The 23,585-nt window shown below is 52.3% G+C and carries 20 protein-coding genes; 9 read left to right on the top strand and 11 right to left on the bottom strand.

Annotated elements, in window-relative coordinates:
- Positions 1-2 precede the first annotated feature (2 nt).
- Positions 3-317, bottom strand: coding sequence for a DUF485 domain-containing protein (locus LVJ85_RS07920; protein ID WP_085362967.1), 315 nt, complete (start codon positions 315-317; stop codon positions 3-5).
- Between the two features lie 270 nt (positions 318-587).
- On the opposite strand from LVJ85_RS07920, the gene LVJ85_RS07915 reads away from it, so the two are divergent.
- Complete coding sequence (locus LVJ85_RS07915) at positions 588-1,469, top strand: LysR family transcriptional regulator (protein WP_085362966.1); 882 nt, start codon at positions 588-590, stop codon at positions 1,467-1,469.
- A gap of 114 nt (positions 1,470-1,583) precedes the next feature.
- Here the strand turns inward: LVJ85_RS07915 and LVJ85_RS07910 are convergent, their stop codons facing one another.
- Positions 1,584-2,210, bottom strand: coding sequence for a bifunctional 4-hydroxy-2-oxoglutarate aldolase/2-dehydro-3-deoxy-phosphogluconate aldolase (locus LVJ85_RS07910; protein ID WP_244743130.1), 627 nt, complete (start codon positions 2,208-2,210; stop codon positions 1,584-1,586).
- A gap of 129 nt (positions 2,211-2,339) precedes the next feature.
- Positions 2,340-4,178 (bottom strand): phosphogluconate dehydratase, encoded by a 1,839-nt coding sequence (gene edd / locus LVJ85_RS07905; RefSeq protein ID WP_244738582.1) that lies wholly within the window; start codon positions 4,176-4,178, stop codon positions 2,340-2,342.
- A gap of 490 nt (positions 4,179-4,668) precedes the next feature.
- Here edd and zwf point away from each other — a divergent pair, with 490 nt between their 5' ends.
- The 6 genes from zwf (at position 4,669) to LVJ85_RS07875 (ending at position 11,958) form a co-directional block, all read left to right on the top strand.
- Positions 4,669-6,126 (top strand): glucose-6-phosphate dehydrogenase, encoded by a 1,458-nt coding sequence (zwf, locus tag LVJ85_RS07900; protein ID WP_244738571.1) that lies wholly within the window; start codon positions 4,669-4,671, stop codon positions 6,124-6,126.
- A gap of 67 nt (positions 6,127-6,193) precedes the next feature.
- Positions 6,194-6,892, top strand: coding sequence for a 6-phosphogluconolactonase (gene pgl / locus LVJ85_RS07895; protein ID WP_244738565.1), 699 nt, complete (start codon positions 6,194-6,196; stop codon positions 6,890-6,892).
- Positions 6,873-7,910: a glucokinase gene (locus LVJ85_RS07890; protein ID WP_115133237.1), complete on the top strand. Its 1,038-nt coding sequence runs from the start codon at positions 6,873-6,875 to the stop codon at positions 7,908-7,910. Before pgl ends, LVJ85_RS07890 begins: the two co-directional genes overlap by 20 nt.
- Before the next feature lie 87 nt (positions 7,911-7,997).
- Positions 7,998-8,852 carry an SIS domain-containing protein gene (locus LVJ85_RS07885; protein ID WP_244738562.1) on the top strand — a complete coding sequence of 285 codons (855 nt, stop codon included), beginning with the start codon at positions 7,998-8,000 and terminating at the stop codon, positions 8,850-8,852.
- Positions 8,849-10,510 carry a glucose-6-phosphate isomerase gene (gene pgi, locus LVJ85_RS07880; RefSeq protein WP_244738559.1) on the top strand — a complete coding sequence of 554 codons (1,662 nt, stop codon included), beginning with the start codon at positions 8,849-8,851 and terminating at the stop codon, positions 10,508-10,510. Before LVJ85_RS07885 ends, pgi begins: the two co-directional genes overlap by 4 nt.
- 224 nt (positions 10,511-10,734) lie before the next feature.
- Positions 10,735-11,958 (top strand): sugar MFS transporter, encoded by a 1,224-nt coding sequence (locus LVJ85_RS07875; protein WP_244738553.1) that lies wholly within the window; start codon positions 10,735-10,737, stop codon positions 11,956-11,958.
- 244 nt (positions 11,959-12,202) lie between these two features.
- Here LVJ85_RS07875 and efp read toward each other — a convergent pair whose 3' ends face one another.
- From efp to LVJ85_RS07835, 8 genes are all read right to left on the bottom strand, one after another.
- Positions 12,203-12,763, bottom strand: coding sequence for an elongation factor P (gene efp / locus LVJ85_RS07870; RefSeq protein ID WP_085362958.1), 561 nt, complete (start codon positions 12,761-12,763; stop codon positions 12,203-12,205).
- A gap of 45 nt (positions 12,764-12,808) precedes the next feature.
- Positions 12,809-13,960, bottom strand: coding sequence for an elongation factor P maturation arginine rhamnosyltransferase EarP (gene earP, locus LVJ85_RS07865; RefSeq protein WP_244738551.1), 1,152 nt, complete (start codon positions 13,958-13,960; stop codon positions 12,809-12,811).
- Between the two features lie 436 nt (positions 13,961-14,396).
- Positions 14,397-14,837 carry a DNA polymerase III subunit chi gene (locus tag LVJ85_RS07860; protein ID WP_244738549.1) on the bottom strand — a complete coding sequence of 147 codons (441 nt, stop codon included), beginning with the start codon at positions 14,835-14,837 and terminating at the stop codon, positions 14,397-14,399.
- A gap of 163 nt (positions 14,838-15,000) precedes the next feature.
- Positions 15,001-16,296, bottom strand: coding sequence for a serine--tRNA ligase (gene serS / locus LVJ85_RS07855; protein ID WP_244738547.1), 1,296 nt, complete (start codon positions 16,294-16,296; stop codon positions 15,001-15,003).
- Positions 16,297-16,379: 83 nt separating this feature from the next.
- Complete coding sequence (locus LVJ85_RS07850) at positions 16,380-16,526, bottom strand: lipoprotein signal peptidase (RefSeq protein WP_244738545.1); 147 nt, start codon at positions 16,524-16,526, stop codon at positions 16,380-16,382.
- Positions 16,527-16,572: 46 nt separating this feature from the next.
- Positions 16,573-18,186, bottom strand: a complete 1,614-nt coding sequence (locus tag LVJ85_RS07845) for a glycosyltransferase (protein WP_244738543.1) — start codon at positions 18,184-18,186, stop codon at positions 16,573-16,575.
- 202 nt (positions 18,187-18,388) lie between these two features.
- Entirely contained in the window at positions 18,389-19,297 is a 909-nt protein-coding gene (locus tag LVJ85_RS07840; protein WP_244738541.1) for a factor H binding family protein, read from the bottom strand.
- A 169-nt stretch (positions 19,298-19,466) separates the two neighbouring features.
- The gene (locus tag LVJ85_RS07835) at positions 19,467-20,615 is read right to left on the bottom strand and encodes a 5-(carboxyamino)imidazole ribonucleotide synthase (protein WP_244738539.1); all 1,149 of its coding nucleotides are present in this window, start codon (positions 20,613-20,615) and stop codon (positions 19,467-19,469) included.
- 440 nt (positions 20,616-21,055) lie between these two features.
- On the opposite strand from LVJ85_RS07835, the gene LVJ85_RS07830 reads away from it, so the two are divergent.
- Positions 21,056-22,588 (top strand): phospholipase D family protein, encoded by a 1,533-nt coding sequence (locus LVJ85_RS07830; protein ID WP_244738537.1) that lies wholly within the window; start codon positions 21,056-21,058, stop codon positions 22,586-22,588.
- 116 nt (positions 22,589-22,704) lie between these two features.
- The gene (locus LVJ85_RS07825; RefSeq protein ID WP_244743128.1) at positions 22,705-23,403 is read left to right on the top strand and encodes an NAD-dependent deacylase; all 699 of its coding nucleotides are present in this window, start codon (positions 22,705-22,707) and stop codon (positions 23,401-23,403) included.
- The last annotated feature ends 182 nt before the right edge of the window (positions 23,404-23,585 follow it).

Raw genomic sequence — 23,585 nt, 5'->3', positions numbered from 1 at the left:
ATTTATTCTCCCTGAACTTCGCGCACGACTTCTTTGGTCATGTCTTCGAATTTACCGTTGGCAATGCTCACGTAGATGCCGGTGGTAACAAATGAAAAGATAATGACAAACAAACCGGCATAAATGCCCCAAGTGGTAATGCTGCCTTCAGATACGGGTTTGGCAAATGTTTCGGGCGATTCGCCGATCATCCAAATGTAGAGGACGTACATAAAAAAAATCACCGCAGAAAACCCCCATCCGATCAGGGCTTTTTGACGGGCCATCCGCTGGAATTTGGGATGTTTGAGCACTTGTTGTGCCGTTTGTTTTTCCATTTTTCTTCTCCTTTTTTACAAAACCTTTAAGGTGTAAACGATGGGCATTAAAATTAAAAAATATTGCAATGGCTAATTTTATTTTCTGATAGTATCAATTTGTTTTGTTGATGGTATAAGCCAAAAAATATGATTTTAAAAGAAATATCATTTTTAAAAAAACTTTTCAGACGGCCTCGAAATGTGTTAAAACAAGCAAGCGGACACTGCTTTAAATCAAGCCGCATAACGCTTTATTCATAACATAATAAATAGATGAAGTGAGAAATAATGGACTACAACCAACTGAAAACATTCACCGAGGTTGCCCATATCGGCAACCTGACCCAAGCGGCGGAGCGTTTGCATTTATCGCAGCCCGCCGTTTCCGCGCAAATCAAATCTCTGGAAAAACGGCTCGACGTCACCCTGTTTAAGCGCACCACCAACGGCATGGAGCTGACGCCCGCCGGAGAAGTGTTTTTGCCGGAAGCCGAAACTTTATTGCAGCACCACCATAAGCTCGACTGCTTTGCCAAAACGCTGGCCGAGCATTATGTTGCCCATGCCGATATCGGTTTGATTCATCCCGTGCCTTCCGACAAAATCACCCGCCTTACTGAAAAAGTGCTCGGCCACGATCCCGATATTCTCTTTCATATTCAATACGGTATGAGCGGCGAAATCGAACAGCGCGTGCTGGATAAGCAGCTGCACGGCGGCTTTTTCCTCGGCCCGGTCAACCACCGCAGTTTGCGCAGTATTTTTCTGCAAGACATTCATTATTCGCTGATTTGTCCGCTGGAAGCCGAAGAGACCGTTCGGGAAGACCTGCCCGCGAGCTTGGGGCAGTATGCGTGGATTGAAATGTCGGGCGTGTCGGGCAGCCGCAAGCACATGCAGCAGTTTTGGCGCAAACACAAAATCTCGCCCAAGCGCCAGATTATTTGCGATTATTCTCAAACCATCATTGATTTGGTGTGTCAGGGAACGGGCGTTGCGGTCGTGCCCGAACACCGCGCCCGTTTTGCCAAAGAGAGCGGCAGACCGATTGCGGTTATCGAGGAATACCGCCAAACCATGCCGCTGCATTTCATTTATTTAAACGAGTTTGAAGAAGACCCCATTTTGAATCTGCTGAAAAATTGTGTGGAAGAAGTGTGGGGAATATAAAGTTGAAATGCTTGGTATAAATTCCGATTGATATCGCTAAGCTGCCATTACATAAGTACATGAGGCCGTCTGAAAAAATATTTTCAGACGGCCTCATCTATTTTTAAAAGCAGTTTACTTGGCTTTCAATGCCGATGCTTCTCGAGCCAAGCGGGTGATGGCTGCCCAGTCCTGATTTTTGACTGCATCTTTGGGTGTCAGCCATGAACCGCCGACGCATAAGACGTTGGGCAGTTTCAGGTATTCGGGCGCGGTGTCGGGGCTGATGCCGCCGGTGGGGCAGAATTTCACTTGCGGGAACGGGCCGTAGAGGGCTTTGAGCATGTTGATGCCGCCCACGACTTCAGCAGGGAAGAGTTTCATGGTGTCGATGCCGTGTTCCAGCGCGAGCATCAGCTCGCCGGGCGTGGCGATGCCGGGGATAACGGCGATGCTGCTTTGGGCGGCGGCTTTGGCGGAATGGATATTGAAGCCGGGGCTGATGGCAAATACTGCGCCGGCATCTTCTACGGTTTTGAGTTGCTCGCCGTTGATGACGGTACCTGCGCCGACGATGGCGCCGGGCACTTCTTTCTTAATCAGCTCGATGGCTTTGAGGCCGTGCTCGGTACGCAGGGTAATTTCCAGCGTGGGGATGCCGCCTTCTACCAGTGCGTGCGCCAAATCGACGGCGGTGTGGATGTCGTCGATGGCTATTACGGGCACTACTGCACCGGCGGAAAGAATGTCGCGTGCGTTCATGGGTTGCTCCAATTTGGAAGACGGGGAGGCCGTCTGAATTTCTGAATAAATAATCAATAAAGGATTCGGCTGTTTTTCAGACGGCCTCATTAATTTAAGGCAGGCCGTCTGAAAATGGTGTGTTGCTTGTTAGGCAAAGTCGCCGCCGAAGCTCATGGCGCCTGTTTCGGCGCTGCTGGTGATGCTGCGGAAACCGGCAAACAGTTCGCGGCCGATGCCGTGGGTGTTTTTGCTTAAATCAGGTACGGGTGTTTCGCGGGCGTTCCATTCGGCTTCGTTGACGAGGGCGGTAAGTTCGCCGGTAACGGAATCGAAGCGGATGAGGTCGCCGGTGCGGATTTTGCCGATGCCACCGCCGAGCAGAGCTTCAGGGTTCATGTGGATGGAGGCGGGCACTTTGCCCGATGCGCCCGACATGCGGCCGTCTGTAACCAGTGCGACTTTAAAGCCGCGGTCTTGCAGGATGCCCAAAGGCGGCGTGAGTTTGTGCAGCTCGGGCATACCGTTGGCGCGCGGGCCTTGGAAGCGTACTACGCACACGAAATCGCGTTCTAATTCGCCGCGCTCGAAGGCGGCCAATACTTCGCGTTGGTCGTCAAACACGATGGCGGGTGCTTCGATGATGCGGCAGTGTTCGCGCACGGCGGAAACTTTAATCACGCCGCGGCCGATGTTGCCTTTCATCAAACGCAGGCCGCCGTCGGGCGAGAAGGGGCGCGAGAAGGGGCGCAGGATGTCTTCGTCGCGGCTTTCGGCAACGGCGTCTTGCCATTCGAGTTTGCCGTCAATCAGGAAAGGCTCTTTGGTATAGGCTTCCATGCCGTGCCCCATCACGGTATCGACGTCGTCGTGCAGCAGGCCGCTGTTGCGCAATTCGCGGATCACGAAAGGCAGGCCGCCGACAGCGGCGAAGTGGTTAACGTCGGCTTGGCCGTTGGGGTAAACGCGGATTAATAGCGGAATGATAGACGATATTTCGTCGAAGTCGTCCCAAGTCAGAATGATGCCGGCAGCGCGCGCCATCGCTACCAAGTGCATGGTGTGGTTGGTGGAGCCGCCGGTTGCCATCAGGCCGATTAGGGCGTTCACAAACGATTTTTCACTCAGCATCTCGCCCATGGGTTTGGCGGTGCCGTTTTTAATGCTTTCGACCAAATGGGCGGCGGCGTAGCGGGTTAAGACTTCGCGCATGGGTGTGTAAGGGTGGAAAAACGCGGCGGCAGGCAGATGCACGCCCATCATTTCCATCATCATTTGGTTGGAATTGGCCGTGCCGTAAAAGGTGCAGGTGCCGGGGCTGTGATACGAACCCATTTCGCTTTCGAGCAGCGCATCGCGACCGACTTTGCCTTCGGCGAAAAGCTGGCGGGTGCGGGCTTTTTCTTTGTTGCCGATGCCGCTCTGCATCGGGCCGGCGGGGGCGAAGATGCCGGGAATGTGGCCGCAGCTCAGCGCGCCTATCATCAGGCCGGGTACGATTTTGTCGCACACGCCGAAATACAATGCGCCGTCAAACATTTGATGCGACAGGCCGACTGCCGTGCTCATGGCAATCACGTCGCGTGAGAACAATGAAAGCTCCATGCCTTCATAGCCTTGCGTGATGCCGTCGCACATGGCGGGCGTGCCGCCGGCTACTTGGGCGGTGGCGCCGTGTTTTTGGGCTTCGTCTTTAATCCAGTCGGGAAATTGGAAAAACGGCTGGTGGGCGGACACCATGTCGTTGTAGGCGGTAATCATGCCCAAATTCGGCGTGCTGTGTTTGAGCATTTCGATTTTGATGGTGTTGGGCATGGCTGCATAGCCGTGGGCAAGGTTGGAGCAGCCCAGTTGGTCGCGCTCGACGCGGCCTTGCTGTTTCAGGGCGCGGATGCGTTTGAGATACGCTTCGCGGGTGGGGCGGCTGCGTTGGACGATGCGCTCGGTTACGGCGGCGAGCTTGGGGTAGAGGGGAGCGGGGGTGTTCATGGTGTTCTGCCTTTCGTAGCGGTGTGCGGCGGAAGATATTATTGGCTGGATGTTGTGCCTTGTTTTTAAGAAGATTCAAACAGATAAGGCCGTCTGAAAATACTCTTCTCCAAATTATAATATATATTTGTAGTTAAGTTACAAAATATTGCTTGAACTGGGTCAAATTTTTCTGCGTAGTTTTGCAACAAATTTAAAGCCTAAGTTCACGTAACGATTTGACTATATGTTTACATAGGTCAAAATTTTATTAAAAACATCATGGACAAAATGTGTAGTGCTGTGTAGGATTGCTACTGATTTTATGTTGATTACAGTAATCAAACAAGGTGTGTAGTTTTATGCAAATCATATACAGTGTTCCGGTTTGACGTTCTGAATTAAAACAGAAGATTGGCCGGGATTTGGAATGGTACAAGGCAGATTGCCATGCTGCGCTCGGCAGTGGTGCGGGCCGGCCTCGATATCAATAAAAAATGAAAGAAGATGGATGAATACGCAAACAAACTTCGATTTGGTGTTATTTGGTGCAACCGGCGATTTGGCCATGCGCAAACTGCTGCCCTGCCTGTATCAAGCGCATGTGGCGGGCTTGCTGCATCCCGACGGGCGTATCTTGGGGGTAAGCCGCAGCGATTTGGATACCGCCGGTTTTTGGGCGAAGGTCGAAACCAATGCCAAAATCCACATCAAACAGCATTTCAGTGAAGAAGCGTGGGCGTCATTCATCAAACGCATTGCTTATGTACCGGTGGACGTTACCCGACCCGAGCATTTCAAAACGCTGGCGGAAACCGTAAAAGCACGCCAGCAAACCGATAATGTCGTCATCTATCTTTCTACTGCGCCGAAATTCTTCGCGCCTGCTTGTGAAAATCTGGCCGCTGTGGGCTTGAATGCCGCCAACGTGCGTATTGTGCTCGAAAAACCGTTGGGCACCGATTTGAAGTCTTCGCAAGAAATCAACACCGATGTCGCCCGTTTCTTCAAAGAAGAGCAGGTTTACCGCATCGACCACTATTTGGGCAAAGAATCGCTGCAAAACCTGCTGGCTTTGCGTTTTGCCAACGTAATGTTCGAGCCGCTGTGGAACAACAAATACGTGAAAAGCGTTCAACTGACCATCGCTGAGCAATTGGGGGTGGAAGAGCGCGGCGAGTTTTACGACATCACCGGTGCGTTGCGCGATATGGTGCAAAACCACCTGATGCAGATGCTGTGCATGACGGCGATGGAAGCCCCCGCCGGTTTGGATGCCGATGCCGTGCGCGATGAAAAACTGAAAGTGATTAAGTCTCTGAAACCGCTGACTTCCGCCGATGTCGATGCCAATGTGGTACGCGGCCAATATACCGCCGCTCAAAAAGACGGCCAAACAGTCAACGGCTATTTGCAAGAGCATAACGTACCGGCCGACAGCCGCACCGAAACGTATGTGGCCATCAAAGCGGAAATCGACAACCAACGTTGGGCGGGCGTGCCTTTCTACTTGCGCACCGGCAAACGCATGGCGGGTAAAGTGGCCGAAATCGTGCTGAATTTCCGCGATTTACCCAATCATATTTTCGACGGCAGCCAAAAAGCCCCCAACCGTTTGGTTATCGAACTGCAACCTGCCGAATCCATCCGCCTGTACACGCAAGTCAAAACGCCCGGAGCGGGAAATCATGTGGAACTCACCGCTTTGAGCGTGGACATGGGTAAAGAAGTGGCCGGCCGCCGTGCGGAAGCCTACGAGCGTTTGCTGTTGGATGTGATCAACGGCAAGCTGGCGCTGTTCAACCGCCGCGACGAACTTGAGGCCGCGTGGGAATGGGTGATGCCGATTATGGAAAACTGGGAAAGCAGCCCGACTCCGCCGCACGGTTATGCCGTACATTCTTGGGGCCCCGAAGCGGCGCGCGAATTGCTGGCGCGCGACGGCAATCAATGGCACGAAGAACAATAAATCAAGGTTGTTTCAGACGGCCTCCTGCTTCTTGAGGCCGTCTGAAAAAATAGAGAAAGGAAATATCATGGCTTACCAATGGCACCATCACGAAAGTGCCGCCGCATCTGCCGCCGCCTTGGCCGATGCCGTTGCCGCTGCATTGGAAGTTGCGCTGGATAAACGGGGCAATGCCGTTTTAGCCGTGTCGGGCGGGCGTTCGCCAATCGCTTTTTTTGAAGCCTTATCGCAGAGAGATTTGGATTGGGCGCATATTGCCGTTACGCTGGTGGACGAGCGTATCGTTCCTACCGATCACCCCGACAGCAATACCGGATTGGTACATGAATACCTGTTGAAAAACAAAGCTGCCGCCGCAGAGTGGATTCCGGTGGTGGAAGCGGAACGGCAAGCAGCCGATCTGCAACCCGAGGCCGTTGTTCAGACGGCCTTGAAACACTACCGCCAGCCGGACGCGCTGGTGTTGGGGATGGGAGGTGACGGGCACACCGCATCGCTGTTTCCGCAAGCACCGCAATTGGACAGCGGGCTGGATTTGGCCAACGAAGTGCCGCTGCTGCATACCACGCCCGTGACTGCGCCGCATGAGCGTGTGAGCATGACGCTGGCCGCCATTGCGAAAACGCCCGCAGTATTTTTGGCGATTCAAGGCGCAGAGAAAAAAGCCGTGTTCGATCAGGCCGCCGCCGCGCTTTCGAAAAACCTCCCGACTAGTTTTATTCTCAATAATGAAAAGGTAAATTGCCATGTCCACTACGCAAACTGAAACCGTTGTTGCCGAATGGCCGCGTTTGGTAGCCGATGTCGGCGGTACCAATGCACGCTTTGCGCTGGAAACCTCGCCGCAGCAGCTTGAGCAGATAGAAGTGCTGAAGTGCAATGATTACGACACCATCGTCGATGCCATCCGCGAATACCTGAAGCGCGCCGGCAACCCCAAAATCAGCCACGCGGCGATTGCGATTGCCAACCCGATTTTGGGCGATTGGGTGCAGATGACCAACCATCATTGGGCGTTTTCAATCGAGACCACACGCCAATCTTTGTGTTTGGACACCTTGATTTTGTTGAACGATTTTACCGCACAGGCTTTGGCGATTACCCGTTTGCCCAAAGAGGAATTGGTGCAGGTGGGCGGTTCCAAACCGGTTGAAAATGCGCCGAAAGCCGTGATCGGGCCGGGTACCGGTTTGGGCGTAAGCGGGCTGATTCCCAGCAATTCGGGCTGGGTACCGCTGGCAGGCGAGGGCGGTCATGTAAGCTTTTCGCCTTTTGACGACGCGGAAATTATGATTTGGCAATACGCTAAGAAAAAATACGGCCATGTGTCGGCCGAGCGCTTTTTGAGCGGTGCCGGGTTGGTATTAATTCATGAAGCTTTGTCAGAAAAAGAGGGTGTCAAACGTCAAAAAATGACGCCGTCTGAAATCAGCGAGCAGGCGTTGAGCGGCTCTTCGCCCTTATGCCGTTTGACCTTGGATATTTTCTGCGCCATGTTGGGCACGGTATCGTCCAATCTCGCGCTTACATTGGGCGCAAGCGGCGGCGTGTATTTGTGCGGCGGCATCATTCCGCGTTTTATTGATTATTTCAAAAGCTCGCCTTTCCGCACGCGCTTTGAAAGCAAAGGCCGCTTTGATGCTTATCTGGCGGCGATTCCCGTATATATCGTGTTGGGGAAACATCCCGGTATTACGGGTGCGGCTGTGGCCTTGTCCCATCATTTGGAAGGCAAGTGCAACAACACTGCGGCATTAGGCGGCGCGGCAGGCAAAAAAGCATAAAGCGGTATGTTTTTCTGCATTGAATAATCTGAGCAAACCAGTATCCCGATATCCAAAAATAAAAAAATTAAAGAGAGTAGAATCATTATGTTAAGTAAAATCAGCGAATCACTCGGCGATTTGTCGGGTGCGGAGAGAAAAGTGGCCGAATCGGCTTTGGCCGAACCGAAATGGTTTGTTCATGCCGCAGTGGCTGAGATTGCAGAACGCGCTTCCGTAAGCCAGCCTACCGTTATCCGTTTTTGCCGCAGCTTGGGTTACAAAGGCTTGCCTGAATTCAAACTGGCTTTGTCGGCAAGTCTCGGCAATGAAGGTATGCCTTATGTGCACGAAGAACTGAACGCCGACGATGATATGGGCACGGTGGTGGAGAAAGTGCTGGGCAATGCCGCCGCCTCCATTTTGGGTGCGCGCCGCTTTTTGAAAGAAGCCGACCTTGAAGCCGCCGTGGCCATGCTCAGCCAAGCGCGCCGTATTGAGTTTTACGGAGTGGGTAACTCGGGCATCGTTGCCCAAGACGCGCAACATAAGTTTTTCCGCTTCGGCATTTCTACCGTGGCTTACGTCGATACCCACATTCAATTGATGGCTGCATCGGTGTTGAGTAACCAAGATGTGTTGGTGGTGATTTCCAATTCCGGTTCTTCGATCGAATTGCTGGATGCCGTGAGCATTGCCAAAGAAAACGGTGCTTCCGTGATTGCGGTTACGCGCTCGGAATCGCCGCTTGCCCAATTGGCCGATTGCGTGTTGAGTATTTCTTCCCAAGAAAACAGCGAATTGTACACGCCGATGGTGTCGCGCCTGCTTCAGTTGGCCGTTATTGATATTCTGACGATCGGTTTGGCGTTGAGACTCGGCGAAACCGCCAGCCTGCAATTGCAGAAAGGCAAACGCAGCATTCACAGCAAACATTTGGAATACAACAAGGAAGAGTCATGAAACATATGCAGGAATTGCCTGTATGGCGCGAGCTGTGGAAGCATTTTGATACCACCAAAAACCTGCACATGCGCGATTTGTTTAAAGACGATCCGCACCGTGCCGAACGCTATTGGCTGGAAGTGGGCGGCCTGATATTGGATTACTCTAAAAACCGCATCACCGATGAAACGCTGTCTCTACTGATGCAGTTGGCTCGGGAAGCGGGTGTGCCGGAACGTATCAAGCAGATGTTTCGCGGCGAAAAAATCAACACCACCGAAAACCGCGCCGTGTTGCATGTGGCTCTGCGCAACCGTACAAATGCCCCGATTCTTGTGGATGGCGAAGACGTAATGCCGCAAGTGAACCGCGTTTTACACCGCATGGGTGAGTTTGCTCACGAAGTGCGCAGCGGCGAATGGCTGGGCTACACCAATCAAGTGATTACCGATGTGGTGAATATCGGCATCGGCGGCTCGGATTTGGGGCCGCTGATGATGTGTACCGCACTCAAACCCTACGGCCATCCGCGTTTGAGAATGCACTTTGTATCCAATGTGGACGGTTCGCAGTTGCGCGACGTGCTGGAAAAAGTACACCCCGAAACCACGCTGTTCATCATCGCCTCCAAAACCTTTACCACGCAAGAAACCCTTACCAACGCCCTGACTGCACGCGAGTGGTTTTTGAAGCATGCCGACGAAGAATCGGCGGTTGCCAAACATTTTGTGGCCGTATCCACCAATAAAAAAGCCGTTGCCGATTTCGGTATCGACACCGCCAATATGTTTGAATTTTGGGATTGGGTTGGCGGACGTTACAGCCTGTGGTCGGCAATCGGCCTGCCGATTATGCTTTATCTGGGCGAAGAAAATTTCATTGAAATGCTCAATGGCGCGCACTTGATGGACCAGCATTTTTTCAATGCGCCGCTTGAGCAGAATATGCCGGTATTGCTGGCGATGATCGGGATTTGGTACATCAATTATTACGGGGGCGGCAGCCACATTATCGCCCCTTACGACCAACACCTGCACCGCCTGCCCAAGTTTATCCAGCAGCTTGATATGGAGAGCAACGGCAAACAGGTTACGCTCGACGGCAAAGCGGTGGAGCATGAAACCGCACCGATTATTTGGGGCGAAACCGGTATCAACGGCCAGCATGCCTTCTTCCAATTGCTGCATCAAGGCACGCATATTACGCCCATCGACCTGATTGCCTCGCTGCAAAAGCGCAGCAATTTGCCCGGCCACCACGAAATTTTGCTGGCCAACGTCTTCGCCCAAGCGGAAGCGTTTATGCGCGGCAAAACGCCTGACGAAGTGCGCGCAGAGTTAAAAGCGCAGGGTATGGATGAGGCGCATATCGAAGAGTTGGTGTCGCATAAAACCTTCTCCGGCAACCGCCCCAGCAATCTGATTCTGATGAACAAAATCAACCCCCGCAATATGGGCAGCCTGATTGCCTTGTATGAACACAAAACTTTTGTGCAGGGCATCATTTGGGGCATCAACAGTTTTGACCAATGGGGCGTAGAGCTGGGCAAACAGCTTGCCAAAACGATTTTGTCGGAGCTGACCGGCGAAACCGAAGTGCAGCCGCACGACAGCTCCACCGAGCGGCTCATCCGCTTATACCGCAATGCCAATTGCGACAAAGATGCCGGCTGCTAAGTTTTTTATCGCATAGAAAAAGCAAACGGGTAGTACAGCATAATAGGCCGTCTGAAAACATGTTTTTAGGCGGTAAAAAATATATAAGGTATATAAAAAATCGCAATATCCGTTTGATAAGAGTATGAGTATTATCGGTATTTCAACCGCTGTCGGGTTTGCCTCCGAGGGCTGTGGGAATAACGGTTTTTAATAAATCACGTTTGTATAAGGATTTAAATCAAATGTCTACGCAATCACAAACAAACAACAATTCCGCTTTGTCGGTTTTGACCGCGCTGTTTTTTATGATGGGGTTCATCACATGTATGAACGATATTTTGATTCCCCACTTAAAAGCCATTTTTAATCTGAACTACGTTCAGGCCATGCTGATTCAGTTCTGCTTTTTCACCGCTTATGCCGTGATGTCGATTCCGATGAGCAAGCTGATTGAAAAAGTGGGCTATAAAGGCGGCGTGATCGGCGGCTTTTTATTGACGGCTTTCGGCTGTTTGCTGTTTTATCCTGCTGCCGACAGCGCCTCTTATCCGATTTTCTTGGGCGCGCTTTTTATTCTTGCTTCAGGCGTTGTTTTGCTGCAAACCGCAGGCAATCCCTATGTTACCTTGCTGTCTAAGCCGGGCAAGGAATCTGCCACGCTTACGCTGGTTCAGGCTTTCAACTCTTTGGGTACAACTATCGCGCCGATGTTTGGTTCGATGTTGATTTTGGCTGATGCCGGTCAAGCTGCAACCCAAGCCGAAAAAGTGGCTTCCGTACAAATTCCTTATTTGGGCTTGGCAGGCGCGTTGGTATTGTTGGCTGTGTTGGTTGCCATGATTAGATTACCGGATGCCCGCAAAATCGCCGAAGCCGTTACCGAACAAAACCATGACGGCAAAACCAGCGTATGGCAATACAAACATATGGTACTCGGCGCAATCGGTATTTTCTGCTATGTAGGCGCGGAAGTTGCTATCGGTTCTTTGCTGATTAACGTGATGGAACTGACTGCCGGACTTGACCATGCCAGCGGTGCAAAATATCTGTCGTTTTACTGGGGCGGCGCGATGGTAGGGCGGTTCATCGGTTCTGCCGTAATGAACAAAATCGCACCCAACAAATACTTAACCTTTAATGCCGTGGTGGCAACGGTATTGGTGGCTACGGCCATTTGGGCAGGCGGCGGTGCGGTTTCGATGTGGGCGCTGTTGTTCGTGGGCTTCTTCAACTCCATCATGTTCCCAACGATTTTCTCTCTGGCTACCAAAGGTTTGGGTAAATTTACCGGTGCTGCTGCCGGCGTTATCGGTACGGCAATTGTGGGCGGTGCGATTGTGCCGGTGATACAGGGTTTCTTTGCCGACAACATCGGTTTGTTGCTGTCGTTCTTCGTACCGGCCATCTGCTATCTGTATATCGTCTTCTTTGCTACCAAAGGCTACAAAGCAGACGAACACGCTTAAGCGCTGTTTTGAACTTTGCTTCATGAAAACAGGCCGTCTGAAATTTCAGACGGCCTGTTTTTGTGTTAATCCTTTGGTTTTACAGATGATGCTTTCAAAGGATTCGGCTTCGTTAGTTTGAACGGAGGCTTGGAATCTATTGAGGCCAAATTAAAAACCGCATCGCTTGAAACGGCTGTTGCCGATATAAGCGATGCGGTTTTTGTTTTTCAGACGGCCTCAAATCAAGGCTGTCGGTTTTGCATTAGGCGCGTTTGCGGAATTCGCCGGTGCGGGTGTCGATTTCGACTTTGTCGCCGTTTTCAACGTAGGCCATCACTTGGATTTCGGTGCCGCCGACCAAACGCGCGGTTTTCATCACTTTGCCTGAAGTATCGCCTTTAACGGCAGGCTCGGTGTATTCTACTTCGCGCACGATGATGGTGGGCAGTTCTACGGAGATCGGGTTGCCTTCGTAGAAAGTTACTTCGCATACGTCTTCCATGCCGTCTACGATGAATTTCAGTGCGTCGCCGATGTTTTCGGCTTCGATTTCATATTGGTTGAATTCTTCGTCCATGAATACGTACATGGGGTCGGCAAAGTAGCTGTAAGTACAGTTTTTGCGGGCCAGAATCACGACGTCGAATTTGTCGTCGGCTTTGTAGATGGTTTCGGTGGCTGCGCCGGTCAGCAGGTTTTTCAGTTTCATGCTGACTTTGGCAGAGCTGCGGCCGCCTTTAATGTATTCGGTTTTTTGTACTACCATCGGGTCGTTGCCGACCATAAATACGTTACCTGCGCGCAGTTCTTGTGCGGTTTTCATGTTGTGTTTCCAATCAATGATTCGGTTAAAAATAAACGCGTTATTTTAGCGATGTTCGATAAATTTGGCTAGTTTTTCGATGGCGGACGGCTGTTTGAAAAGTGTGTTTTTCCAATCCGCGACACTTTGCCGCCATTCGTCGGCATGCCGCTGCAAGGTTTGCCATGCTTCGAGGCGTTGCGCGGGCGTGAGGGAGCGTGCGCCGTTGAGTTCGTCCGACAGGGCTTGATGTGCCGTCTGAATATTATCGGGGTAGTGCGTATAGGCTTTGTGCCAAAAGGCGTGCAGTTTGTCGATATGCACGGATTCTTCCTGCGGGTAGATGTGCCAGAGAAAGGGTTTGGCGGCGAACTGGGCGCGCACGAAGCTGTCTTCGCCGCGGATGATGAGGCCGTCTGAAAGGTGCAGTAGGCGGTCGAAACCGCTTTGCGGGATAAAAGGGATTTTGACGAGTCGGACTGAGGCCGTCTGAAAAATGCTGCCGTCGCTGTTTAGGGCATGGGGAGGAATCGCGCCTGCTTTTTTCAGGCTGTCGATGATTGGGTTGCCGGCCAGCAGCAGGGTAAGCGGCTGCTCCGCTTGTTGCCACATGACGAACCATTCCGCCCATACGGGGCTGTGATAGCCGAACAGCAGCCATTCGGGGGTGGTTTTGGTAGGGAGTTTTAAGGTTTGGCGTAATGTGTGTTCGTCGAAACGGCAGTGTGTTTCGTAATCTTGTTCGCGCAAGAGGCCGCCGCTTCGTTCGCTGAACCCCATAAACCAGAAATATTTTTGCAGGCCGTCGGCTTGGGGCGAGGGCAGGGCGTGGAGTTTTTCGTTGCTGTCTTCCGCGCTGAGATATTCCCAGTTGAGCCACAGCGGTCGTTGCCGGCGGATAACTGCCGAAACGTCGGGCGGTAAATCGCAGGCGAAGGTTTCGATAACGATGTGCGGCGGCGGGGCGTTATCCAAGCCGTCGGCACGTTCTGCCTGCCATGCCCGCACGGTGATGTGTTGATGGGTACAGGGTGTAGCGGGCAAATCGGGGCAAAGGGCGCGCAGGGCGGCGGTATCGTCCACCCATAAATGCACCTGCCAGCCTAGCTCTCGGGTGAGCATTTTTGCCAGCCGCCACGACACGCCGATATCGCCGAAGTTGTCGATAACATTGCAAAACAACCAGCAAATTTTGGGGGAAGTATTTTCAGACGGCATGGTTTCTCGGTTAAGGCTTTGACTGGTCGGAGATTATAGCGGGAAAAGCTTTTGTCAAGCATTTTTATGTTTTTATCCACACAATTTCATGCGGGCGGGCGTGGCTTGCCGATTGGGTGCTTGACAACTTTAATTCTATATTAACTTATTGATATTTATAAATTTTAATAAAAGGCTTATTTTTTGTGCAACGATGTGGAAAGCCTGATTTTTCGGGGAAAAGGCGGGTATTTCACATATTGTCCACAAAGTTATCCACATCTTTTGTGAGTAAGCGGTAAAGTATTGACGGCACCTGTATTTAGCTCGATGTCATGGTGTGGAAGAGGTGGAAATTTTCATGTTTTTTTGAATGAACGGTTGCCGAAAAAATTTTTTTTGTTTCGGAAAAAACAGGCAGGCAAGTTTTTCAGACGGCATTTCGATGAGAAAAACTTCAGGCTTTATCCTGCATATTGTGATGCTCGATTTCAAAACCGCTGCTCCGATAAGCGCGGAAACGTTCGCGGGCTTCGGCGAGTGCTTCGAGGTTGCTGCCGACGATTTCCAACACGCGCGCAGGCGGCACCGGCGCGTCGCACCAAAAGTCGGACGCAAGATTCAGCACCACCAAACCGCTTTCCGTTTCGGGCAGAGTGTTGCCGCAGGCCAGCACCAGCGGCACGTCTCGGGGGCAGTCTTGGCCGGTTTCCCAAACTTCGTGAGCCAAGAAACCGGTCGGCTCGAATTGCCATAAGTCGATATCCAAGCGCGCAACGGCTTCGGGAGAATCCGCCCACACCAACACGCGGGAGCCGCTTTGCATGGCACGGGCGGCCAAACGGCAGGTGAAGGCGTAGGGGTTGCCGACATGGGTATAGAATGTTGCTTTAGGCATGTTGGTCTTTCGTGTTCGGTTGCGCTGTGTTTTTTCAGACGGCCTGAAGTGTTGTATGGGTATGTTTAATTATGTTTAATATAGATGGGAGATGCGGTAAGGTCGGGTTGCGGCGTAAACAATAAGATGAGGCCGTCTGAAAGTGTTCAGACGGCCTCTGCCGTTATTTGGCTTCCAGCTTGGTTACGCCGCCCATATAAGGTTGCAGTGCGGCGGGGATGTTGATGCTGCCGTCGGCGTTTTGGTGGTTTTCCAACACGGCCACCAACGTGCGGCCGACCGCCAAACCCGAGCCGTTTAAGGTGTGTACCAAACGGTTTTTGCCGTCTTCGTCTTTGAAGCGGGCTTTCATGCGGCGGGCTTGGAAGTCTTCGCAGTTGGAGCAGCTCGAAATTTCGCGGTAGGTGTTTTGTGCCGGCACCCATACTTCCAAATCGTAGGTTTTGGCTGCGCCGAAGCCCATATCGCCGGTGCAGAGGGTGATTACGCGGTAGGGCAGTTCCAGCAGTTGCAGGATTTTTTCGGCGTTCCCTACCATTTCTTCGAGCGCATCGTAAGATTTTTCGGGGCGGACGATTTGCACCATTTCCACTTTATCGAACTGGTGCTGGCGGATCAGGCCGCGCACGTCTTTGCCGTATGCACCCGCTTCGGAACGGAAACAGGGCGAATGCGCGGTCAGCTTAATCGGCAGGCTTTCAGACGGCACGATGCTGTCGGCCACGGTGTTGGTGAGGGTAACTTCGGCGGTGGGAATCAGATATTGCGTGGTTTTGGTTTCGTCGCCGCCGCGGGTAACGTGGAACAGGTCTTCACCGAATTTCGGCAGTTGGCCGGTGCCGAACAGCGTGCTGTCGTTCACGATATAGGGTGTGTAGCACTCGGTGTAGCCGTGTTGCGTGGTGTGGGTGTCGAGCATAAATTGCGAAAGCGCACGGTGCAGGCGGGCGATTTGGCCTTTCATCACGGTAAAGCGTGCGCCGGAAAGCTGCGCGCCGGCTTCAAAATCCAAGCCCAGCGGCGCGCCCAAATCAACGTGGTCTTTCACATCAAAATCAAATGCGCGCGGCGTGCCGATTTTGCGGACTTCTACGTTTTCGGTTTCGTCTGCACCCACAGGCACGCTTTCGTGTGGCAGGTTGGGAATGGTGGTAAGCCATGCTTCAAGCTCGGTTTGAATGGCTTCGAGCTTGACGGCGTTTTGTTCGAGTTCGGTTTTGATATCGGCAACTTGCGCCATCACTTGAGCGGCTTCTTCGTGTTTGCCTTGGCCTTTGAGCATGCCGATTTTTTTCGATTCGCTGTTGCGGGCGGCCTGCAATTCTTCGGTGCGGACTTGCAGCGCTTTGCGTTTGTTTTCCAATTCTTCAAAACGGGCGGTGTCAAATTCGTAACCGCGTGCAGCCAAACGGGCGGCGACGGTTGCGGTGTGGTTGCGGAGTTGTTGGATATCTAACATGGTTTCTCTCAAACAAAGTAAAAAATCGGAATGGCCGTTATTGTAAACCAATTCAGGGCGGAAAGGCCGTCTGAAAAATGTTTTCAGACGGCCTGAGACCTTTGCAAAACCCTCAAATGTGGATGCAGTTCAAGGCGTAGCAGCACAGCGAGTGCAGACATATCATATAGATAGGCAAGCGAGCGAGCAGCACACAACGCAGAAATGCGCCGCAGGTGGGTTTTTTGCAAAGGTCTCGGCCTTTGAGGTGCGTTTTTATGGAATTTGCATGCGTGCTTATGCGTTTTCTTCTATCGGTAGCTCCAGTTGCGGATCGGGCGCGGGCGGGTTTTCTAAAAACTCGTTCACGCCGCGTTCGCAGCAGCTTTTCTTTTCATTCAATGTGGCTTTCAGCAAAGCATCGTTGCGCGGCAAGGCGGCGCGTTCGGCTTCGTTATGCCAAAGGTGGTAGGCGATGCCGGCGAATTTCAGATTGTGCCGCTTCATGCCGCTATGGTAGCAGCGGGCGACAAATTCGCTGTCTTCGCGCCCCCAGCCGACAAATTCGTTGTTGAAGCCGTTTACCGCCAGTACGTCTTCACGGAAAAAGCCCATGTTGCAGCTTTTGATGCCTTTGTGTTTGCGGTTGCCGCGTTTGCCGACCAGTTTGGCAAGCTTGGTCAGGCGCAGGGCGGACAGGCGTTTTTCGATGCCGTTGGCGGTAAAGGAAAGGTCGGGCAGCGGCAGATTGGGGTGGCTGAGAATGTCGTCGGTGCGCGCTTTGGTGAGAATCACGCGCGAGCCTTGAATCAGACGGCCTTTTTTGGCGATGGCAATATGGTCGGCGATAAACGACGGATCGAGTACCATGTCGCCGTCGATAATAATCAGGTAATCCGAGGTGGCGGCGGCGATGGCGCGGTTGCGTGATTCGGCGGCGCGGAAGCCGTCGTCTTTCTGCCAAGTGTGTTTGACCGGCACGGGGCTGGCTTGGGTAAATTTACCGACCACTTCGGTGGTGCGCCTGTCTGAGCCATCGTCGGCGATGATGATTTCCTGCGGCAGACGGGTTTGCGCCAATGCCGATTTCAACACCAAAGCCAGCGCGTCGGGGCGGTTGTAGGTGGTGATGATCAGCGACACGCTCATGTTGCGGTTGTGTTCGTAGAGCTTAACGTATTTATAGTACGAACCTTGCGCATTGGCGGCGGAAATAATCAGGCCGTCTGAACCGTAGAGAAAGCCTTTTTTGAGTAGGTAGTTTTTGATAAACGATGCCGCGCCGTGCCAAAGGGCTTTAAACGGCGAGGAATCTTTTTTGTAGCGGTTTTCTTCGGCATATAGCGTGCTGTATTGCTGCATTTTTTGAATCAGCCCTTCGGCGTTTTGAAACGAATAATGTTTCAGATGGCCTTTGAGGGAGCGGACGTTGGTTTTGGGCGGCAGCACCAAAGATTCATGCACTTTGCGGTCTGAAAACTGAATGTATTTGCGTTGATACAGGCGCGGCAGAATGTCGGGATACCAGCCGCAGGCTCGGATTAAACGGCCGTTGTAATGGTTTAATCGCGACAAGGTGTACACGGTTTGCGGGTCGTCGTGTTCTACGGCATCGCGGATGCTTTCAATCAGCTCGGCATCGGGTACTTCGTCGCTGTCGATGCTGAAAATCCAATTGTGTTTGGCCAACGACGCAGCGAGGTTTTTCATCGGGCCGAAGCCGATAAACTCGTGCTTGCACACGCGCACGTTATCGAAGCGGGCGGCAATTTCAAGCGTGCGGTCGGTGGAGCCGTTGTCGAGTAGCAGCACTTCGTCGAAATCGGCCAGCGCGGTCAGCACTTCTCGGAGATAGCGTTCGGAATTTTTCACCAGCATGGCTGCGCTGGCGTGGATTTTGTGTGTTTGCATAAATGGTTAAGGTGCGGGAGGCCGTCTGAAAAACGGCTTGAGTCATTTGGGACATAGGGTAAGGCCGTCTGAAAAGCATGGTAGCACGGTTTGCACGGCGGCTTTTCAGAAAACGCTGAGTTTCCGATATTTTCGCAGATTTGGCAAAAGAATCAGGCCGTCTGAACATTATTTTTCAGACGGCCTTGAGGCTTGGATAAGGTTATTTCAGCGGTTCGCGCGAGCCGGCGATGCCGATTTCCAAGCTGTCTTGTTTTCCGTCTGCTCTCACTTTCATATGGTCGAAACGGAGATTTCCGGCAATTTCTTCGCTGTTTGGGCCGAAGAAGGTTACGTCATAGTAGCCTTTGTGATGGTTTGCCGAAGACGCCTGCCCCCAAATTTCACCACCGTTTTTAAGTGGGTCGGTGGTGATTTTTTTCAATTCGCCTTTGTGCAGACTGATGTCGCCGAAGCGGTTTAAGCCGCTGATGCTGCCGCTGCCCTCACCTTTATCGAAATCGACGGTGTAAGTGAGTTTGCCTTCTTCGTTTGCGGTGAAGGCAGAGCCGTTGTAGGTGAATTTACCCGCTTTGGGCAGTTGCTCGAAAGGTGTGAACCGGCCTTGAGCATCGTCAACTGAATATTCATTGTCTTTTAAGGTAAGCTCCCCTTGTTTCATTGAATAGAGCTTATCCAGATTATTGCCCGCGATGACAGAATATTGTTGCTTGTATAAGCGCATTGAGCCTATTGCAGACTGATCATCTTTGGTTTGATTGGAAAGGCGGGTTTGAGTAACTTGGATTTGATATTTCAGATTGTTCAATCCCAAAGGCAGGTTGGAAATATCGATGACTTTATTACCGACATGGTATTTTTTGTTGTTAAAAGTCATCACGATGTTGTTGATACGGTATTCTTCGCCGGGTATGTCGCCGATGTCGTCTTTACTGGCTGTGTAAGTATATTCCCATTCATCGTCTTGGTAATGCTTGTACATGCTCCAGCCTTTTGTGCTGGTTGGTGTTGCCGAAATATCGGGCTGGCCTCCGCCGCCACCTCCGCCGCCGCAGGCGGTGAGCAGAAAAGCAGAGACGGTAAGGGATAACAAAGATGCGGTGTTTTTCATATTGGCTCTTTCAGAAAGCGTTGTATAGGTCGGAATCATAACAAGAATGTGTTTTAAATATGCTTTTGAAATATGAACGGTTGTTTTTTAAGCCGGGATTCCCGGAAAGCAAGCAGGCCGTCTGAAAAGTGTTTCAGACGGCCTGTATCGGTAGGGCGGTTTATTAGGATTATGCCGACAAGCTGCGGTGTAAAGTCTGTGCGGTGTTAAACGCTTCGTCGGCATCGTCGGCGCATATGGTGAAATGCCCCATTTTTCTGCCGATGCGGGCAGATTTTTTGCCGTATAGATGCAAGTGCGCGCGCGGGTGATTTTGCAGCGGCAGCCAATCGGGTTCGCTGCCGTTCTCGCCCCACACGTCGCCCAGAATATTGGCCATGCAGCAGCTTGACAATAAACGGGTATCGGCGGGCGGCAGGCCGCACATGATGCGTACTTGCTGCTGGAATTGGTTGGCGGCGCAGGCGTCGATGGTGTGGTGGCCGCTGTTGTGCGGGCGCGGGGCGATTTCGTTGACGATTAATTCGTTTGTATCGCCGACTACAAACATTTCCACCGCCAATACGCCGACGTAATCCAGTTCGTCTGCCAAGCGGCGCGCCATCCGTTGCGCTTGCTGTTGGACATCCGCACTCAAGCGGGCGGGGACGATGGAGTAGGCGAGAATGCCGTTTTCGTGGATGTTTTCGGCGGGGTCGAAGGTTTGTACGTTGTCGCTGTTCAGACGGCATACGATCACGGAAATTTCGCCGCGTAAGTCCACCATTTTTTCCAACACGCAATCTACGCCGCCTTGTTCGGCAAACGCGGCTTTCAGTTCGCTCAAGGTTTTGATGCGGATTTGGCCTTTGCCGTCGTAGCCCAGCGTGGCAGTTTTGAGGATGCCGGGCAGAAACGCCGCGCTGGCTTCGGTGATGTCTTCAGGTTTGCAGACGGCCTGATATGGTGCGGTTTGCAGGCCGGCTTTTTGAATCCATGCTTTTTCCTGAATACGGTTTTGCGCAATGGCCACGCAGTCGCCGCCGGGTGAAACTACGGTGTGTTGTGCCAGAAAACGCATGGCATCGGCGTTGACGTTTTCAAATTCGGTGGTAACGGCGGCGCATTTGGCCAACTCGTTTAAGGCGGCCTCGTCGTCGAAAGCGGCGCACAAATGGCGGTCGGCAAAGTCGGCGGCCGGCGCATTGGGATCGGGGTCGAGCACGGTAACCCGATAGCCCATGGTTTTGGCGGCGACGGCAAACATACGGCCGAGCTGGCCGCCGCCGAGAATGCCGAGGTTGGCGGGGGGAAGGATGGGTTTGTGGTTATTGTTCATGATTGTTGTTGGAAATCAATTTGGAGCTGCTGGCAGGAAGTGTGTTAAATGGAGCGAAATTATAAACCATCGTGTCGGTTTGAGTGGTAATTTCTGTGCGGGAAAACAGGCGGGATAGGGCGCGGTTTGCGCGGCGGGATACGGGTTTGGGGCGGCAATGCACAACCTGCCGTTTTGCGGCTTTTTAGCATGTTTTTGCTTTTTTGCAACGAAATATAGCGTACAATCGCGGGCGGAGCATTCCGGCAACGCCGCCGTCGGGTTTATACGGCCTTATATTCGCCCGATTGCACCGTTCGGACGGCAATAGTTGGCCTGCATAAAAATGCAGTTACAATGCCACCGGTTTAAACGCTTTCAGACGGCCTTTGGCAAATGCTGCCGCAGAGATGTGCTTTCTTTAATGATGCCGAGGCCGTCTGAAAAATTGACACAAACACATGAGACACTACATTATCTGCTTCATGCTGCCATTTTTCTTCTCGGGCTGTTTGAGCCTGCCGTCGCTTGAAAACCGCACGGTTACGCGTTATTTGGACGTGCCGGCGTCGAAGCGTCTGACTTCGGCGCTAAAGTCTCCCCGAAACAACAATGCCGACTGGGAAGAAGATACTTCGGGCATCTATATTCTTGACGATGCGCACGATGCTTTTGTTGCCCGTGCCACATTGATCGATTCTGCCGAACATACCCTCGACCTGCAATATTACATCTGGCACAACGACGTATCCGGCAAAATTCTGTTCAACATGCTGCACAGGGCGGCTTCGCGCGGCGTGCGCGTGCGTCTGCTGCTGGACGACAACAATACCAACGGCTTGGACAATGTGCTGGCGGCACTCAACAGCCACCCCAATATCGAAATCCGCCTGTTCAACCCTTTTCTCAACCGGAAATGGCGTGCGCTCGGTTATTTGACGGATTTTCCCCGCCTCAACCGCCGCATGCACAATAAAACCCTCACGGCCGACAACCACGCAACGATTCTCGGCGGGCGCAATATCGGCGACGAATATTTCAACATCAGCGCAGATACCGCTTTTGCCGATTTGGATATTCTCGCCACCGGCCGAGTGGTGTCTGAAGTTTCCGAAGATTTCGACCGCTATTGGGCGAGCGATTCCGCCTATCCGCTTGAGCGTATCGTGCGGCGGGCCAACGTTGCCAAAGGCATGCAGGCGCTGGAAATCGGCGATGACGACAAAAACATCGTTCTCGCCCGCTACCGCAATGATTTGGAGCAGTCCAAGCTGTTTGAAGCGATTAAAAACAACCAGATCGAATGGCGGTTTGTGAAAACGAAATTGGTGAGCGACGATCCTTCCAAAGCCTTGAACCGCGACCGCAACAAGCCCCGAATCAGCGAGAAAATCGACGAGGCTTTGGGTTCGCCCGAAAAAGAAATTTATCTGGTGTCACCGTATTTCGTACCCACCAAAGAAGGCACGGAAGCGATTGCCGATTTGGTCAAACAAGGCGTTAAAGTAACCGTGCTGACCAATTCTTTGCAGGCCACCGACGTGGCTGCCGTGCATTCCGGCTATGCGCGTTACCGCAAGCCGCTGATTAACGCGGGCGTTGATTTATACGAGCTGAAAGCCAATCATGCCGTACCCAGAAGCAAAGACCGCGGTTTGACGGGTAGTTCTTCCACTAGCCTGCACGCGAAAAACTTTATTGTGGACAGGCAGCGCGTGTTTATCGGCTCGTTCAACCTCGACCCGCGCTCCGCCAGGCTGAATACTGAAATGGGCGTGGTGATTGAAAATCCCGAGTTGGCGCAGAAAATGCAGAACAAATTGCAGCAAACCACGCCCAAGTATGCTTATAAAGTAACCTTAAACCCGCGCAACAAACTGCAATGGCAAGACCCGGAAGACGGTACGGTATCTTCAAAAGAGCCGGAAGCGGGCTTTTGGAAAAGGGTAACGGTGAAAATACTGTCGGTATTGCCGATTGAAGGATTGCTGTAAAGATTGAGGCCGTCTGAAAAAAGTTTTTCAGACGGCCTCGTTGTATGAGTTTAAAGATGCGGTATGCTTTGAATTGCCTTATCACGCATCAAACCAATAACGGAGAGGCGGTTGTGATGAAAAAATGTGTGGTTCTGACCGGTGCGGGCATCAGCGCCGACAGCGGATTAAAAACCTTCCGCGACGCAGGCGGCTTGTGGGAAGGCTATAAAGTGAGCGAAGTCTGCACGCCCGAAGCATTTGCCCGCAATCCGCATATGGTGCTGGAGTTTTACAATATGCGGCGTAAACAGGCCAATGCCGCTTCGCCCAACGCCGCGCATGAAGCACTGGTGCGGCTGGAGCAGCATTACCGCGTGCAAATCATCACGCAGAATGTCGATAATCTGCACGAACGCGCGGGCAGCCGCCATGTGCTGCATCTACACGGCGAATTGAACAAAGTGCGCAGCTGTGCCGATGAAGATGAAGTGTTGGATTGGACGGGCGATTTGACCGAATCGGATACCGACAGCAAAGGCTGCCCCTTGCGCCCGCATATCGTGTGGTTCGGCGAAGAAGTGCCGCTGTTTCCGCAGGCGGTGGAAGAAATGCGCGATGCCGATGTGGTGATGGTGGTGGGTACGTCGTTACAGGTTTATCCCGCCGCGTCTTTATTGGGATTCGCCCCACCACACGCGGAGTGTTTTTTGGTGGACCCCAATCCGCAGCAGGCGGGCAGGGCAGTGGAAATTCTGGCGAAAAAAGCCAAAGACGGCATGCCGGAATTGGTGGAAGAGTTGGTTCGGAGGGCGGAAAAAGCGCGCAGCGATTAAAGTTGGATGCCTTTGAAAAATCCGCAATGATTTTGAAACACTTGTGCCGATTGCGAAACAGATTGCATATCCGCCCGCTGCGATAATTGGTGGTGTGTTGTTTACTCATTTGCATTGAGGCCGTCTGAAAAATATTTTCAGACGGCCTCAATGTGTTTGAACAAGCACTTATCAGCGGAATC

It is taken from the genome of Neisseria sp. Dent CA1/247 (assembly GCF_022870825.1).
In the GTDB taxonomy this organism is placed as follows: Bacteria; Pseudomonadota; Gammaproteobacteria; order Burkholderiales; family Neisseriaceae; genus Neisseria; species Neisseria zoodegmatis.
Note: the sequence above shows the minus strand (reverse complement) of the source record. Positions and strands in the feature narration are given on the sequence as shown.

Bases quoted from the DNA above. Each gene is read 5' to 3' on its own strand.
- LVJ85_RS07845 (WP_244738543.1), bottom strand. From the start codon at position 18,186: ATGCAAACACACAAAATCCACGCCAGCGCAGCCATGCTGGTGAAAAAT.
- LVJ85_RS07885 (WP_244738562.1), top strand. From the start codon at position 7,998: ATGTTAAGTAAAATCAGCGAATCACTCGGCGATTTGTCGGGTGCGGAG.
- zwf (WP_244738571.1), top strand. From the start codon at position 4,669: ATGAATACGCAAACAAACTTCGATTTGGTGTTATTTGGTGCAACCGGC.
- LVJ85_RS07835 (WP_244738539.1), bottom strand. From the start codon at position 20,615: ATGAACAATAACCACAAACCCATCCTTCCCCCCGCCAACCTCGGCATT.
- earP (WP_244738551.1), bottom strand. From the start codon at position 13,960: ATGCCGTCTGAAAATACTTCCCCCAAAATTTGCTGGTTGTTTTGCAAT.
- pgl (WP_244738565.1), top strand. From the start codon at position 6,194: ATGGCTTACCAATGGCACCATCACGAAAGTGCCGCCGCATCTGCCGCC.
- LVJ85_RS07875 (WP_244738553.1), top strand. From the start codon at position 10,735: ATGTCTACGCAATCACAAACAAACAACAATTCCGCTTTGTCGGTTTTG.
- LVJ85_RS07890 (WP_115133237.1), top strand. From the start codon at position 6,873: ATGTCCACTACGCAAACTGAAACCGTTGTTGCCGAATGGCCGCGTTTG.
- LVJ85_RS07920 (WP_085362967.1), bottom strand. From the start codon at position 317: ATGGAAAAACAAACGGCACAACAAGTGCTCAAACATCCCAAATTCCAG.
- LVJ85_RS07840 (WP_244738541.1), bottom strand. From the start codon at position 19,297: ATGAAAAACACCGCATCTTTGTTATCCCTTACCGTCTCTGCTTTTCTG.
- efp (WP_085362958.1), bottom strand. From the start codon at position 12,763: ATGAAAACCGCACAAGAACTGCGCGCAGGTAACGTATTTATGGTCGGC.
- LVJ85_RS07830 (WP_244738537.1), top strand. From the start codon at position 21,056: ATGAGACACTACATTATCTGCTTCATGCTGCCATTTTTCTTCTCGGGC.
- pgi (WP_244738559.1), top strand. From the start codon at position 8,849: ATGAAACATATGCAGGAATTGCCTGTATGGCGCGAGCTGTGGAAGCAT.
- edd (WP_244738582.1), bottom strand. From the start codon at position 4,178: ATGAACACCCCCGCTCCCCTCTACCCCAAGCTCGCCGCCGTAACCGAG.
- LVJ85_RS07915 (WP_085362966.1), top strand. From the start codon at position 588: ATGGACTACAACCAACTGAAAACATTCACCGAGGTTGCCCATATCGGC.
- LVJ85_RS07860 (WP_244738549.1), bottom strand. From the start codon at position 14,837: ATGCCTAAAGCAACATTCTATACCCATGTCGGCAACCCCTACGCCTTC.
- LVJ85_RS07825 (WP_244743128.1), top strand. From the start codon at position 22,705: ATGAAAAAATGTGTGGTTCTGACCGGTGCGGGCATCAGCGCCGACAGC.
- serS (WP_244738547.1), bottom strand. From the start codon at position 16,296: ATGTTAGATATCCAACAACTCCGCAACCACACCGCAACCGTCGCCGCC.
- LVJ85_RS07910 (WP_244743130.1), bottom strand. From the start codon at position 2,210: ATGAACGCACGCGACATTCTTTCCGCCGGTGCAGTAGTGCCCGTAATA.